The sequence below is a fragment of the Rhodococcus sp. D-6 genome, assembly GCF_040256695.1.
GTDB lineage: Bacteria > Actinomycetota > Actinomycetes > Mycobacteriales > Mycobacteriaceae > Rhodococcus > Rhodococcus pyridinivorans.
In genome coordinates, this window is sequence record NZ_CP132970.1 from 4068419 (window position 1) to 4082797 (window position 14379).

General features: G+C 61.6%; 13 protein-coding genes and 1 pseudogene. 5 read left to right on the forward strand and 9 right to left on the reverse strand.

Features of this window, described 5'->3' with window-relative positions; genetic code table 11:
- Positions 1–131 precede the first annotated feature (131 nt).
- From RBB84_RS19035 to RBB84_RS19060, 6 genes and pseudogenes are all read right to left on the reverse strand, one after another.
- On the reverse strand, positions 132–539 hold the full coding sequence (locus RBB84_RS19035) for a hypothetical protein (RefSeq protein ID WP_350246465.1): 408 nt from the start codon (positions 537–539) through the stop codon (positions 132–134).
- The gene (locus tag RBB84_RS19040; protein ID WP_350246467.1) at positions 530–940 is read right to left on the reverse strand and encodes a hypothetical protein; all 411 of its coding nucleotides are present in this window, start codon (positions 938–940) and stop codon (positions 530–532) included. Before RBB84_RS19040 ends, RBB84_RS19035 begins: the two co-directional genes overlap by 10 nt.
- 118 nt (positions 941–1058) lie before the next feature.
- Positions 1059–1373, reverse strand: a complete 315-nt coding sequence (gene mihF / locus RBB84_RS19045; RefSeq protein WP_350246468.1) for an integration host factor, actinobacterial type — start codon at positions 1371–1373, stop codon at positions 1059–1061.
- 166 nt (positions 1374–1539) lie between these two features.
- A complete protein-coding gene (locus RBB84_RS19050; RefSeq protein WP_193904267.1) occupies positions 1540–4674 on the reverse strand; it encodes a type I restriction endonuclease in 3135 nt (1044 codons plus the stop codon).
- Positions 4674–5927, reverse strand: coding sequence for a restriction endonuclease subunit S (locus tag RBB84_RS19055; protein ID WP_193904266.1), 1254 nt, complete (start codon positions 5925–5927; stop codon positions 4674–4676). The genes RBB84_RS19050 and RBB84_RS19055 overlap by 1 nt, the downstream gene beginning before the upstream one ends.
- Positions 5924–6829 (reverse strand): annotated as a pseudogene (locus RBB84_RS19060) (N-6 DNA methylase); the annotation flags it as partial. The gene RBB84_RS19055 and the pseudogene RBB84_RS19060, both read right to left, overlap by 4 nt.
- Before the next feature lie 174 nt (positions 6830–7003).
- Between RBB84_RS19060 and RBB84_RS19065 the strand changes: the two are divergent.
- The 4 genes from RBB84_RS19065 to RBB84_RS19080 are packed head-to-tail and all read left to right on the forward strand — an operon-like array spanning position 7004 to position 9013.
- Positions 7004–7390 carry a TIR domain-containing protein gene (locus RBB84_RS19065; protein ID WP_350246470.1) on the forward strand — a complete coding sequence of 129 codons (387 nt, stop codon included), beginning with the start codon at positions 7004–7006 and terminating at the stop codon, positions 7388–7390.
- 35 nt (positions 7391–7425) lie between these two features.
- Positions 7426–7875: a hypothetical protein gene (locus tag RBB84_RS19070; RefSeq protein ID WP_350246472.1), complete on the forward strand. Its 450-nt coding sequence runs from the start codon at positions 7426–7428 to the stop codon at positions 7873–7875.
- Positions 7876–7877: 2 nt separating this feature from the next.
- Positions 7878–8150 carry a hypothetical protein gene (locus RBB84_RS19075; RefSeq protein WP_350246473.1) on the forward strand — a complete coding sequence of 91 codons (273 nt, stop codon included), beginning with the start codon at positions 7878–7880 and terminating at the stop codon, positions 8148–8150.
- Complete coding sequence (locus RBB84_RS19080; RefSeq protein ID WP_350246474.1) at positions 8147–9013, forward strand: hypothetical protein; 867 nt, start codon at positions 8147–8149, stop codon at positions 9011–9013. Before RBB84_RS19075 ends, RBB84_RS19080 begins: the two co-directional genes overlap by 4 nt.
- A gap of 34 nt (positions 9014–9047) precedes the next feature.
- On the opposite strand, the gene RBB84_RS19085 is transcribed toward RBB84_RS19080, so the two are convergent.
- Positions 9048–9422 carry a GIY-YIG nuclease family protein gene (locus tag RBB84_RS19085; RefSeq protein WP_350246475.1) on the reverse strand — a complete coding sequence of 125 codons (375 nt, stop codon included), beginning with the start codon at positions 9420–9422 and terminating at the stop codon, positions 9048–9050.
- A 46-nt stretch (positions 9423–9468) separates the two neighbouring features.
- Between RBB84_RS19085 and RBB84_RS19090 the strand changes: the two genes are divergently transcribed.
- A complete protein-coding gene (locus tag RBB84_RS19090) occupies positions 9469–11100 on the forward strand; it encodes an IS1634 family transposase (protein ID WP_203011628.1) in 1632 nt (543 codons plus the stop codon).
- A 171-nt stretch (positions 11101–11271) separates the two neighbouring features.
- Here the strand turns inward: RBB84_RS19090 and RBB84_RS19095 are convergent, their stop codons facing one another.
- Together RBB84_RS19095 and RBB84_RS19100 are read right to left on the reverse strand one after the other, a co-directional pair.
- The gene (locus RBB84_RS19095) at positions 11272–12423 is read right to left on the reverse strand and encodes a GIY-YIG nuclease family protein (protein ID WP_191903114.1); all 1152 of its coding nucleotides are present in this window, start codon (positions 12421–12423) and stop codon (positions 11272–11274) included.
- Positions 12420–14375, reverse strand: a complete 1956-nt coding sequence (locus tag RBB84_RS19100; RefSeq protein ID WP_225223549.1) for a DEAD/DEAH box helicase — start codon at positions 14373–14375, stop codon at positions 12420–12422. The genes RBB84_RS19095 and RBB84_RS19100 overlap by 4 nt, the downstream gene beginning before the upstream one ends.
- Between the last annotated feature and the right edge of the window lie 4 nt (positions 14376–14379).

Here is a 14379-nt window from a genome sequence, read left to right on the forward strand (position 1 = left end):
CGGTCATGTTCGGCCCGGTGGCAGGGCGGTCCGTGGTCGCCGGGCGCGGCGCGCGGGGGCGGTCTCGAGGGTCGCGTCGACGGCCGACTGCGTGGGTGCTGCGATAGTCCATGTGCGAAAGCGCCTTCCGTTCAATGAATGATTTCGCCGCCATCATCAGCGTCGGGGTCGATGATGCCGTCCCACAGTTCCGGGTCGTCCTCAACCACGATGCCGCGACCGCGGGCCGCGCCCAGCATCGCCACCATCGCCCCTTGCCTGCTGTCCGCGCCCGCGGTGGCGTACCCCCCGGGCGGGGCGACCTCGACCTGCGCCGCGATCGCCGCGAGACCCTGGGCAGTCGAGACGAGTTCGGGGTCCCCGACGAATACTCCTCCGGACCAGGAGACCGCACGGTGTTCCCCGGGCAGCCTCACGGTGACTGTGTCTTTGACCTTGGCCATCAAATCCTCCTGCCCGCCATCATCGGCGGGGGCATCGGCATCGGTGCGTCGAGGATACGGCCGAGGTTCACCGCTGCCGGGGTTCATCACGCGCACGGCGCACCCACCGTGGCCACGAGGTGCATGGCGTTCGACAGGGCCTCATTGATGAGGTCCACGACCTCATCGAGGACTTGCTCGGCCAGCTCATATCCGTTGCAGGTCGTGTCGGATGTCCACTCCCCGAGGTCGGTGACGATGAGGTCGGTGGTGACCACGCGACCCGGTTCGATTCGGCTGATCGATGCGACCAATTCGGCGATCGGGTCGCCGTCGCCGACCAGTCCCACACGGACCGCGGGCACAATCGTCACTTCCGGCACGATCGAGGCGAACACGTGCTCGTGCGCGAAGATCAGGTAGCGCACTTCATCAAGGTCGGTGAAGTGCTCGGGGGTCAGATGATCGACCTTGTCGGCGTCGAGGGGTTGCTCCGGATTGCGGGTGATCTGCAGCATCGTTGCGGCTCCTTCTACTGGATGGAAGATGCCGCCACGGTCTCGTACGTGACGTTCTGGTGTTGCACGCCGACTGCCGACCCACCGTGATGATGGGCCGGCAGCCGATAGGCAGATGTCAGCTGGCGAACCGTTGCAGCAGTGCGCCTCGCTGGTTCTGGCCGAGACCGCGGATGCTCCGGTTCTCCGCGATGTCGAGATCGACCATCACTGCGGACGCCTTCGTCTTCCCGAACTTCGGAAGAGCTGCGATCAGGTCGATGACCTTCATCTTGGCGAGGACCTCGTCCGTTTCGGCTCGCCGGATTACATCCTGCAGCTCGACCCGGCCCTTCTTGAGGTCCTCCTTGATGAGTGCGCGGGTGCGTCGAGCCGCGCCAGCCTTCGCGAGCGCCTGCTGACGTGCTTCGGGGGACAGCTGGGGAAGAGCCATCAGTGTTCTCCTCGAGGTAGTCGATTCGGTTGTGCCGCCAGGGGTGCGGCAACTGCACGCAGATCCTGCCGTTCGACTTCTCCACCCAATGCGCCCACCGCACCGAATCAGCGGCACTGCCACCGTTTCGCCTGATCCGCATGGCACCGTGCCGGGGTAGGGCCGCTTATACCTGCGTCTGCTGATCGATCGCTGCCTCGTAGAACGCATCCGCGAGCGCCACGATGACGGCGCTGATGGCGGGGCCGTCGCTGAAGAAGTAGTCGGCCATGGTGTTGTGGGCCTCCTGGTTGTCGACGACCGCCTCGGTCACCGCCGAGTGGAAGTCCTGCGATTCCATGAACTGCTTCTTCGAGTTCACCTTGGTCTGGTTGACCAGGTCCGGGTAGTCGAGCAGTCGCTGCACCAGTCCTTGCACGAACTCGCGGATCTGTGAATCGGTAAAGGCTTCCGCGCCGAAGAGGTCGTTCATCTTGTCGATGACGACCTGCAGGGCAACGTACTTCGGTTCCTTGCGGGTGCCGGTGCCGGCGGCGTTGATGCCCTTGAGCTGACCGTCCCCGGTCAGCGCGATGTCGACCGCAGCCGCCTTGGTGTGCTTGACCCCGACCAGGACCACGTCGGAGAGATCGACCTCCGCAGCCCAGGCAGAGTCCGCGATCACCCGCTCGAGCAGCCGCAGGAAGATCGACAGCATCTCCATGTACGGGTCGCCGTAGTCGACGATCTGGCTCATGAAGTCGTAGAGCCGCACGTAGGTAGAGACGTCCTTGCGGAAAAGGTCGAGGGTGTTGAGGGTGACCTTGTCGTCGGCCTCGAGCGCCCCCGCGTAGCGGCGGGCGAAGCCGTGCTTGGCCGGGCCGATCGCGGCCGAGAGTGCGTTGTTGCCCTTGCGGGTGACCCACAGTTCGGCGACCTCACGCACCTGCTCGGGGGTGTAGATCCCGGCCTGGGCGAGCTTGGTGGCGAGATGGACGACGACGTACGGGTCGGTCTCGGTCTCGAGGCTGGCGCCCGTGAAGTACGGCTCGAACGCCGCCCGAATGTCCTCGGGCTTGTTCACGAAGTCGATGACGAACGTCTTGCGCTTCTGCTCCCCGCTCGCGGTGCGATGGGTGCGGTTGAGCCGGGAGAGGGTCTGCACGGCCGTGACCCCGGAGAGCTTCTTGTCGACGTACATCGCCGAGAGCAACGGCTGGTCGAACCCAGTCTGGAACTTGTTGGCAACCAACATGATCGTGTACGTCGTGCCCTTAAAGGCCGCCGCCAGGTCCGAGCCGGCACCGGGATTCAGGTTGGCCTCGGTGAACTCGTCGTCCTTGCTCGGCTGCGGCCCCCACTCCGACGCCCACTGCTCGTCCTCGTCCATCGTCACCGCACCGGAGAATGCGACCAGGGTGCGGTAGTTGTACGAGGCGTCCAGGGCCGCTCGTTTGGCGATGTAGGCGTCGATCGCCTTCTTGTACTTCACCGCGGCCTTGCGCGAATCGGTCACGACCATCGCCTTCGCCTTGCCCTCGAGCAGGTGGGCGACATTGGTATGGAAGTGCTCGACGATGATCTGCACCTTCTGGCTGATGTTGGTCGGGTGCAGTTTCACCCACCGCATCAACCCCTTACGCGCCGCGGACTCCTCCACCTCGCCGCCGTCGCCGCTCTCGGCCTTGCCGGCGATCTTCAGCGCGGTGTCGTAGGTCTGGTAGCCCTTGAGCACGTCGAGGATGTAACCCTCTTCGATCGCCTGGCGCATCGAGTAGAGGTGGAACTCGACCGGCTTCCCGTCAGGCCCCTTACGTCCGAAGAGCTCCAGGGTCTTGTTCTTCGGCGTCGCTGTGAACGCGAAGTAGGAGATGGTCTCCGAGTCGGCTCGCTCGGTCATCTCCGCAGCCAGGATCGACTCGACGTCGACCTCACCGCCCTCCTCGATCTCCTTGACCTCCTCCGCGGTCAGCACGGCCTTGAGCTTGGCGGAGATCTGACCCGACTGCGAGGAGTGCGCCTCGTCGGCGATCACCGCGAACCGCCGGCCCTTCAATGACGAGTCCTTCCGGATCTCGTCGAGGGCGAACGGGAAGGTCTGCACCGTCACCGCGATGATCAGCTCCCCGTTCTTGAGCGCGGTTGCCAGCAGCCCGGATTTCGACTTCGCCCCCGCCTTGCGGACGTCCTCCGGGCTGATCGTGGCCACGATCTTCCCGGACCCGTCGATCTGCCGGATCGCCTCCTGGAGTTGCCCGTCGAGCACGGTGCGATCCACGACCACGATCACCGAGTCGAACACCTTCTCGTCGCTGACGTGCAGACGGGCGAGGCGGTGGGCGGTCCAGGCGATGGTGTTCGTCTTCCCCGACCCGGCCGAGTGCTCGATCAGGTAACGATGCCCGACCCCCTCCTCGCGCACCGCGGCGACGATGTTCGTCACAGCCTCCCACTGGTGGAACCGCGGGAAGAGCATGCTCGTACGCCGCACCGACGTCCCGGTCGCGACATCCCATTCTTCCTTGGTCTCCACGATCATCAGCCGACCGATGATGTTCAGCCAGGCGTCCTTGTCCCAGACCCGCTCCCACAGGTACGCCGTCGCCGACCGCCCGCCCTCGGCCGGCGGGTTCCCTGCGCCGCCCTTGTAGCCCATGTTGAACGGCAGGAAGTGCGTCTTCTCACCTTCGAGCCGGGTGGTCATCGCGGCCAGGTCGTTGGAGACCGCGAAATGCACCAGCGCCCGGCATCCGAACGACAGCAGCGGCTCGACCCGCCCGTTGGTCATCGGATGCCGGTCTTTGCGGTACTGGTTGATCGCCTCGTCGAGAGACTGGGTGAAGTCGGTCTTCAACTCCACGGTGGCGACCGGGAGGCCGTTAACGAAAAAGACCAGGTCGATGCAGCGTTGGTCTGCGGTGGAGAAATGCACCTGCCGCATCACCCGCACCCGCATCGCCGCGTACTGCTCGTTGGTGGTCGCGTTCAGGCTGGTTTCGGGGCGGAACTGGGCCATTTTCAACCGGCCGCCACCGATGTATTGCACCCCGTTGCGCAGGATGTTCAGCGTCCCGCCACCGTGTTCGAGAGGCTTGTCGAGCGCCGTGGTCAGCACGTCGAGGAATTTCGCCTGGGACCCAGCGGCCTTCAAAGCCTTCTCGTACGCCGTCTGTTGGGTCTCCTGCAGCCAGGCAAACAGGTCCTCGGGGAACAGCGCCCGTTCCCGGTCGTATCCGGTGTCGTTCGCCGAGTGCAGCCACCCGTGGGCTTCCAGGTACGCACAGATCTCGGACTCGAAGACGATCTCGTTGTGATCGGCCATTACCCCGTCTCCCGTATGTCGATCTGCCCGGTCACTGCCGCGGTGATCAGCGCGGCACGCCGCTCCCGTGATAGTTGAACGAAGCGCTCCGACTCTGCGATCAGCACGTCAATCTTTGAGGTCTGCTCGGCCAGATATGCAGCGATTCGTCGCTGCTCGTTGATGTCATCAGGTGCAGAAACCCGGAGTCCCATTAGGGCTCCAGCGGTCAACTTGGGCTGCGCCGATCCAGAAACGACGGTGGTGACATCAAGTGCTTCTAGCCTCTGGGCCCAAAAGTCGACGTCGCCATCGCCTAGAGGACGAAGGACGTGGGCATGGTTGTTCACCCAGTAGCGCCCCTTGGCAGCAAAGGCAATCGGCGTGGAGCGCATCAGGAGATTGGCTCCATCTTCAGAGACCAACACAAGCGGTTCGTCGAACAAGTAGCCGTCGACGTGATCGATCACTCCGGATGCTCCGTAGTAGTTGAAGTCACCGCGACGGTCGGCACGTTCCTCGCCACTCAGCGGGATGCGCTGACCGTCGAGGCTTTCCATCCAGTGGCGGACGGCCTTGACCGTCCAATGACGGGGGACCAGACCGACCACAGGGTCACCGCTGTCGCGAAGTTCGACGTCTTCGTCCACCCCGAAGCAGACGGCGCGGGTGACCAGCACACGTCGGCGCTCGCGGAGCATCTCGATCAGGCGCTGCTGCTCTTCGATGAGCGTGTCGATGCGGGCGGTCTCGCGGTCGAGGTAGTCGGCGATGGCGCGCTGCTCCTCCAGCGGTGGAATCGGAATCGCCATGCGGAGAAAGACATCCGGATAAAGCCGCAGCCGCGAGGACCAAATGCCGCGTGAGAGACGAGTCATCTCCATCACGTACGGAATCGATCTGTAGAAGTAGTCATAAAACACCGGATGAAAGGGCGCATCTTGGCGAGGTTTGTAGACCCCGTAAGCCGGGCTTACAATCCCCGACTGCTTCGCAACGCCAAGCGCTCCCATCCACGCCCACATGGTGTTGATGACGAGATCGCCAGTCTCCACCAGGCGGTAGCCCTTAAGGCTCTCAGCTGCAGTCATCGTCACATTCTTTTCCGACTTTGGAGTGATCCCTGTCAGATGCGAAACGCTGAGGAGCTCCTCCGAGCCATCGGCAGTGAGGGCCTGCGACTCGGACAGAAGTTCCTTGTTCCGAGTCCAGCGCCAGCGAGCCGGAACGCTGCCTGCCCATGCCTGCTCAAAATCGAACTGTGCTTGGGTCACCCCTCGACCTCCCGCAGGAGGTCGAGGATCTTGGCAACCTGCTTCTCCAGATCGGCATCGATCTCGGCGAGTGGCCGGGGTGGGATGTACCTATAGAAGTAGCGGGTAAAGGGGATCTCGTAGCCGGTCTTGACCTTAGCCCAGTCGATCCAGGCGTTGGGGACGTGCGGCTTCACCTCGGCGTCGAAGTAGGCCTGGATGACCTCGGTCTTGCCCACGTCGCCAGCGGTAGAGCCTCCGTAGGTGAACGGAACGTTCTCGGTATCGCGTTTTTTCGGGTCCGGTTTGGGCTTGCCCTTGCGGTCAACGACGGGGTTGCCGGACTCGTCGAGGAGAGGCCGCTCGACGGTGATTGTCCAGTAGCCGAACTCGTCGTTGCGCAGCAGCTTAGAGTGCTCCGAGTTGGCGTCGGTGAAGTCGGCGTACAACTTCACGATCGCGGCGCGGTCGGCATCGCTGATCTCGCGGCCCTTAGATCCGAGATTCTTGCGCATCTTGGTCCAGAACGAGGTGCCGTCGATGAGCTGGACCAAACCCTTGCGGTCGGAGTGCTTAGTGTTATCGAGGATCCAGATGTAGGTGGCGATGCCGGTGTTGAAGAACATGTTGGTCGGCAGTGCGACGATGGCCTCGACCAGGTCGTTCTCAAGTAGCCACCTGCGGATGTTGGAGGGGCCGGACTCGGCGGCGCCGTTGAAGAGTGGCGAGCCGTTCATGACGATGCCGACGCGGCCGCCGCCGTCCTCGGGGGCGCGCATCTTGTGGGCCAGGTGGAGCAGGAAAAGCATCTGCCCGTCCGACGTCGACGGCAGACCGGGGGCAAAGCGGCCATAGGGGCCTGCTTCGTCGCGCTCTTTCGTGACCGCCTTGGCGTACTGCTTCCAGTCGACGCCGTAGGGCGGTTCCCTGCAGGGTTTCGGCGTGTTGCCTGCCGGGTCGATTAGCGGTGCTGATCTTCTGAGCGGAGCCTGTCAGACGCTGGATGTAACCTGATGCCCCTAGTCGGATCGATGGTCGTTTAGGGCCTGGCTCCGACTCTGTGCACTACCCGAACTCATCTCGCTGGAAGGCGTGCAGTGACCAAGACTCGCGTGTTCGTCAGCTTCGACTACGACTACGACCTCGACTTGAAGAACTTCCTGATCGGACAGTCGAAGAATGCCGGTTCTCCGTTCGAGATCAGTGACTGGTCAATCAAGACAGCGTCGCCGGGGTGGAAAGAAGAAGCCCGGAGAAGGATTCGCGCGTCCGACGTCGTTGCGGTCATCTGCGGGACGAACACCAATACCGCGAGTGGTGTTGCGTACGAGCTGTCCCTCGCCCAACAGGAAGGAATCAACTACTTCCTCCTCTGGGGCCGGTCGGGGCAGACCTGCCGAAAGCCGTCTTCAGCCAAGACTACGGACCAGATTTATCGATGGACCTGGGACAACCTGAAAGCCCTGATCGGCGGCAGTCGATGACACCCTCTGATCCGGCGCAGCCATTCGATCCATGTGTGTTCGAGCAGTACAAACTCGCCGTGGAGATGGCCGACCGCGTCTCCGCTCGGCGGGCAACTGCGAACACGTTCTTCTTCTCGATTCAGGCTGGACTCGCAGTCGCCCTCGGCGCTTTTGCAGTGAACACTGGAACGAAGGACGATCCGACGCCGGACCGCTTTGTCCTTACTCTCGCCGCGATCGCCGGCGTCCTCATCGCGTGCTCATGGTGGATGCTGCTCCGTTCGTATCGTGATCTCAACAGCGCGAAATTTGCGGTCATCAATCAGCTTGAGGCGGGGCATTTGCAGATCCATCTCTTCAAGGATGAGTGGGAGCACCTGAAGCAAGACCCAGTGAGTAGCTGGCGAAAGCGCTATGCAGAGCTCGGCCAGATCGAGAGGCTCGTCCCGCTGCTCTTTGCAGTGCTGTACGCAATGTTGGCGATCTACGTGATTTGGTGGTGACCGTGAACTACATCGAGCAGCTCGCTGAGCGGATCAAGAGCAATCTGTCGGCCGACGTCCTGCCGGACGATTCGTATCCTCTGTTGCTCATGTACGCGGTGCTCGCCAGGGTGAAGGGGCCGGAAACGACTCTTGAGGACGTCCACGATGCCTGGACGGCCTGGATGTCGATGCGAGGCAAGCAACACGAATCCAGTGTGCCCTTCGCAGAATTGCCCCACGCTGTCCAAGGTGAGGACTCCCCGTTTCTCCGAGCAATCCTCGAGTCACTGTGACCGTCGACGACTGGCCCGTCGAAATCCTCCGGGACCGCGTCGACCGTGCTGGTGAACTCCGCGCTGAGATCGGCCACGTCTGGAATGAATACCTGGACACGAAACCCCGACAGCTCGGCGCCGTCCCAGCCAGTGACGACTCCTGGTTCTTTGTGATCAAGACAGTGCGACCAATGCCGACCCGCCTCAGCACGTTGTTTGGTGAATGGCTCTACGAGCTACGGTCAGCACTGGACGGACTCGCCTACCACCTCGCTGTTCGCGACAGCGGCAAGAATCCACCGCCAGCTGAATCGGGCATCTACTTTCCGATCTTCACCGATGCCGAAAAGTTCGACAGCAGGGACCATCGTGGCCGGATGAAGGCAATGTCGGACGACACCTTCCGCCTGCTCCGTCACATACAACCGTTCAATGCAGCACCTGACCATATGTCGAACGTCCTGTGGTGGCTGAACAGGCTCGCCATGATTGATCGACACCGGCGCGGACACGCCCTCGCTGCACACATTGTGAACATCCGCGTCGGCCTGGCCGAACCCTTGCAGTTGGTTCGATCGCTGGCCCCTGACCCATTCCGTGCCATCCCGATTGATGAATCTGGGCCGACACCAATCCTAGAGTTCAAAGCTCCACTTGGCTGGAACGAAATGCAGATTCGCGATCACATCGACTATTCGAATGCGACGAGCAACGTGCTGGACGTCACCGAGTGGGCGCGGGACGCATCGCGTCCCATGGCGCGCTTGGAGCTTGAACAGCGCATGCGACGGTCCGAATCCTATGTTCTCGACGAAATTATCAATCCCCTTGTGAACGGCGATATCCCACTCTTGAATACAGTGAAATCAGAATGCGATTAGCCGGCCTCCACATACAAGGTTTCCTAGCCGATTCCTACCGACGTTCAAGACGCCTCCGCTCCGCGCTGTACTCGTAGTTCACGATGTCACCCGATCCGATCATGCTGATCGCTTCGTCGATTGCATCCAGAGGCGCTACGTACCACTCGGACGGAACATAGACCCGCCTGTCTTTCCCAACCTGTTCGATACTGAGTTTGACGTCGCTGAAGACACGATGTAGCAGGTGCTCCAGGACGGATGTCTTCATGTTGTACGTGCGATAGGTCGCCACAACCTCGACTGGGGCCATCAGGTAGGTCGGCTGGTCAGCGGCGTGCTCAATCCGCTTCTCGACGGATCCCGTCGCCTGAGTTAGGACATTACTGGCGGGTAGAACACCTGTCGAGGCTTCCACCTGCGCATTCACGACGTCGACGAAGCGGATCGGGACACTAAGCAGGTAGGTTCGGGCCGTGGCATTCGTGCGGAAAGTGCGCACCGCATCCGGAGCGGTCGCGGTGCAGGTCGTGCGCAAACACCGCGGCCGGCACGAGATCCTCGCTCACGTCGGGTCCGCGCATACCGACGTCGAGCTGGGCATTCTGCTCGAACGAGCCCGACACCTGCTGCACGGCGATCAAGGCGTGCTGGAGCTGGATGTGCCGACGCCCGTCGAGCAGATCGCCGATGTTGCCGACTGGCGGACCGGCCAACTGCCCGGCCCGACGACGAGCAAGGGTGGCGAGCTCGCCGGGGCGGGACGAACCGTGCGCACCAGCGCCCGGTTGCTCTACGACGTGCTCACCTTCGTCTACGACGGGCTCGGCTTCGACATCATCGACGACGCGGTGTTCAAAGACCTGGTCATCGCCCGGATCGTCGAACCGACCTCGAAGATCGATGCCCTGCGCGTCCTCGGCGATCTCGGCGCTGATCCGGTGTCGTACAAAACGATTCAACGCCACCTCGCGCAGATCATCACCGGCGACTACCGCGACCGGATCGCCCGCCGCTGCTTCGAGTACGCGGCCAGCACCGGCGGGTTGGGATTGCTGCTGTTCGATGTGACCACCTTGTACTTCGAGGCCGAGAAGGAAGACGACCTGCGCAAGGTCGGCTACTCCAAAGAGCGCCGGGTCGATCCACAAATCGTGGTCGGGTTGCTCGTCGACCGCACCGGGTTCCCACTGGAGATCGCCTGTTTCGAAGGCAACAAGGCCGAAACCCACACCCTGGTCCCCATGGTGCGTCAGTTCCAGGCCCGGCACGACCTCGAGGGCGTGGAGATGGTCATCGCCGCCGACGCCGGCATGCTGTCGGCGGCGAATCTCACCGCTCTCGACGAGGCCGGCCTGAAGTTCATCGTCGGCTCCCGGGTGACGAAGGCGCCCGCTGATCTGACGTCCCATTTCCATTGGCACGGTGATGTGTTCACCGATGGGCAGATCATCGACACCGTCACCCCCCGGCACGCCCGCAGCGTGGTCAACACCGTGAAAAGGCGGGCCGAACCGGTCTGGGATCCGGTTCGGCATCCCACCTCGTGGCGGGCGATCTGGCAGTACACCCGCAAACGTGCCGTGCGCGACAACCAGACTCTCAATGCCCAGGAGGCGAGGGCGCGGGCGGTGGTCGAGGGCACCCAGAAGTCGAAGGCGACGCGCTTCGTCAAGACCACCAGCGCAGGTCAGCGACTCGATGATGCCGCGCTGGCACGAGCTCGATCGCTGGTCGGCTTGAAGGGATACGTCACCAACATCCCGGTCACGCTCATGGAACCGGGCGAGGTGATCGGCAAGTACCACGACCTGTGGCATGTCGAGCAGTCGTTTCGCATGTCGAAGACCGATCTGCGGGCACGGCCGATGTTCCACCGCACCCGCGACGCCATCGAGGCGCACCTGACCATCGTGTTCGCCGCTCTGGCCGTCGCCCGCTGCGCCCAGGACCACACCGGTGTCGCGGTCGCGAGGCTGGTCAAGCAACTGCGGCCGCTGCGGACCTCGACCATCGCCATCAACGGTGCCGTCCAGGACTTTCCGCCGCAGATCCCTGCTGCCGAGCTGGAGATTCTCACCCGTCTCGGGTTCGAATCGGGACACTAAGCCAAATGTCCTAACTCAGGTTGGAGCTTGAACAGCGCATGCGACGGTCCGAATCCTATGTTCTCGACGAAATTATCAATCCCCTTGTGAACGGCGATATCCCACTCTTGAATACAGTGAAATCAGAATGCGATTAGCCGGCCTCCACATACAAGGTTTCCTAGCCGATTCCTACCGACGTTCAAGACGCCTCCGCTCCGCGCTGTACTCGTAGTTCACGATGTCACCCGATCCGATCATGCTGATCGCTTCGTCGATTGCATCCAGAGGCGCTACGTACCACTCGGACGGAACATAGACCCGCCTGTCTTTCCCAACCTGTTCGATACTGAGTTTGACGTCGCTGAAGACACGATGTAGCAGGTGCTCCAGGACGGATGTCTTCATGTTGTACGTGCGATAGGTCGCCACAACCTCGACTGGGGCCATCAGGTAGGTCGGCTGGTCAGCGGCGTGCTCAATCCGCTTCTCGACGGATCCCGTCGTGAATCCGATCTTGTAGAGGTCCTCGATCGAAGAGATCTGTGGGTCGTCACTAAGAGACTTCAGAACGTAGATGTACCCGGTGTGTTGATCGTCGTCAAGGATGCCGTCGAGCTCTGCATTAATGACAGCGTAGGAGCCTTCGTTCTTTCTACGAGCTTCGTAGAGTCGTGTGGCGAGCGACCGGCGGTACATCGAGGACTCGGTGCCGTTTTCGAAGATGCACCGCAACCGCTCCTTCGCGCCCCCCTCCTCTGCGGGCTCGCGCACCTCGGCCACGAATGCCATGACGCCGGCGAGCACGAAGAACGCACCCTCCTTGACATACTTCTCACCCGGAAAGTCGATGAGCTTCGAAACGCCGGCTGCCAACTCGGCGTGCTTCTGCTTGAACAGCGGTTCGAACGCCGCGAAGTCGGCGCTCTTGACCCTCTGCGCGATAGCGTCCGGCTCAGATCGCGGTGCACGAGAAGGCAAATCCGAAGTGTCGAGGAGTCCGCTGGTGTCGTCGAGAAGATCCAGATCGTCGTTCTCGAGCAACTCATCGATCGACCGTGGCGGCTCAGGAACAACGAGCAGTCCGAACTCGTCGAGATGCGCCAGCGCCGCGATCTTCTCGTCATTCGCGAGGATTCCGTCGAGCCGGGCTCCCAGCTTACGCTCGGCGATCTCCCGAGTGTCCGATCGCGGGATCCTGCCGTGCTCACGGTAGAACGAGACGATCTCAAGGAACGAGCGTTCCAGACGATCACTCGACGTGAGTTTGACAGTCTTCTCGGGTGCGTCGAGGAGTCCGCTGTCGTCCGAGTCGAAGATGCTCTGAAGGTCGTCGGAAATCATTCCTGCACCATCCTCTGTCGTTCGTCGTGCTCACGCTTCTTCTTCTGAAGGAAGAGAAGCACTTCCGCGTAACGCTTTTCGGTCGGGTCATCGCTGCGCAGGTCGGGTTTCCGGCCTTTGACCTTCGCGAACTGTTGAATCTTGGGCCACAGTAGGCGTGCTTCGTCCTCTGTGACCTCGACACGGGTAGCCGTGATTTGGTCTTGAATGATGCGGAGGACTTGCGGGGTCACCGACTTCGACAGCACTTCGAAGGCCCGCTGGAACGGGTTGACCTTGTCAATGAGGTTGATGTCGAGGTCGTCGATGTTGACGAACTTGTCCGCCATACGGATGAAACGCTTGTCACCAACCTCGCGTACTTCTCCGTTCTTGATGACCGAGTCGACCACGACCTGCTGACGCAATTCTTCGACCTGGGCTTCGCTCAGGTCGGGGTACCGCTCACGGATGATCTTCGGTATCAGTACCTTGTTCGTCACCTCAGCATCGAGGTTGCCCGCGGCAGCCTTGGTGAACGTCTCGTCCTGAAGGATCGTCGCTTTGAGATCGTTCAGATCGGTCGCAACGATCTGCTTCACCCGCTCGGAGCTGGGCTCCTTGAAACCCTTGACCTTGAGCTCACCCGCCTTCGGTTTGTCGTCGTCACTCATCTTCGTCTTGAAGGTGAAGTTCGGTGCGAGTACCTGCTCCATGAGCAGCGAAGCGGTAATTGCTTTCAGCATGTTGTTCACCGACAGCTTGACGTCGTCAGTGGTCGCATCAGGCTGCGCGATCAGATTGGTGAACTGGGCATGTGTCTTGCCTGGGCTGTCGCGGGTGACGCGGCCGATGATCTGGATGACCTCGGTAAGTGATGCCCGGTAGCCGACTGTCAGCGCGTGCTCACAGTACGGCCAGTCGAAGCCTTCTTTGGCCATCCCCAACGCGACGATGACATCGACAGCATCGCGGTTCTTGGATGCCACGGCAGTGAGATAGTGCAGGGTCTCGGCTCGCTTGATCTGGTCACTGTCATCGACAAGATCCGCCACTCGCAGGATCGTGCCGTCCTTAGCGCGAACGTTCAGGATTCCGGTGTCGTCCTGGCTGATGACCTCGCCGATCGCATCGAGGATGAATCCGACTTCTTCGATCTTGTCTTTGGTCGACTCGCCGCTATTAACGTTCGGGATGTGGACCAGAGTCTTCTTTGCTGGGTCGAGGATCTCGTGGATCGCACTTGTGTAGCGGCCCTGGTAAAAGTGGTGTCCAATTCCGAGGGACTTCAGGTGCTGGTAGCCGTTGAGCTGGTCGTAGTAGTTGAACGTAACCGGTGTGAACTTCGCTTCATCCTCGGGAAGGAGCACGGGCACTGTGTCCCCACGGAAGTAAGAGCCGGTCATCGCGACGATATGGACGTCCGACCCGGCCATTACTCCCTTGAGTAGCTCGCCCAGCCGGCTGCTCTGTGTGTCGGCCGAAACATGGTGAAACTCGTCAATAGCGAGGACCGTGCTGTCGAAAGCGGACGCCGGGAGCTTGTCATAGGCAAATCGAAGCGTTGCGTGCGTGCACACGAGAATCGGGTCGCTCCCTGCGAGGAAGTCGACGAAGTGCTGCACCTTGCTTGCTGGACCGCCAGGCATGCAGAGGTTGTTGCGGGGCTCCACCTCCCAATCAGCCCAGAACCCGTGCCGAGTCAGTTCCGTGCTCGCGAATGATCCACCGATCGAACGCTCCGGTACGGCGACGATGACTTTCTTACGCCCCTGGTTGTAGAGCTTATCCAAGGCAACGAACATCAAGGCTCGAGACTTTCCTGAAGCCGGCGGCGCCTTCAGTAGAAGGTACTGAGCGTCTCGCTGGGCAAACACGCGCTGCTGCATCTCGCGCATACCGAGCGAATCCGTGTCGACGCTCCCGCCCGTCTGGGCGTACTTAACGTCGACGATATTCACTGGCTTTTTCATAGTA

Bases quoted from the DNA above. Each gene is read 5' to 3' on its own strand.
- mihF (WP_350246468.1), bottom strand. From the start codon at position 1,373: ATGGCTCTTCCCCAGCTGTCCCCCGAAGCACGTCAGCAGGCGCTCGCG.
- RBB84_RS19050 (WP_193904267.1), bottom strand. From the start codon at position 4,674: ATGGCCGATCACAACGAGATCGTCTTCGAGTCCGAGATCTGTGCGTAC.
- RBB84_RS19100 (WP_225223549.1), bottom strand. From the start codon at position 14,375: ATGAAAAAGCCAGTGAATATCGTCGACGTTAAGTACGCCCAGACGGGC.
- RBB84_RS19095 (WP_191903114.1), bottom strand. From the start codon at position 12,423: ATGATTTCCGACGACCTTCAGAGCATCTTCGACTCGGACGACAGCGGA.
- RBB84_RS19040 (WP_350246467.1), bottom strand. From the start codon at position 940: ATGCTGCAGATCACCCGCAATCCGGAGCAACCCCTCGACGCCGACAAG.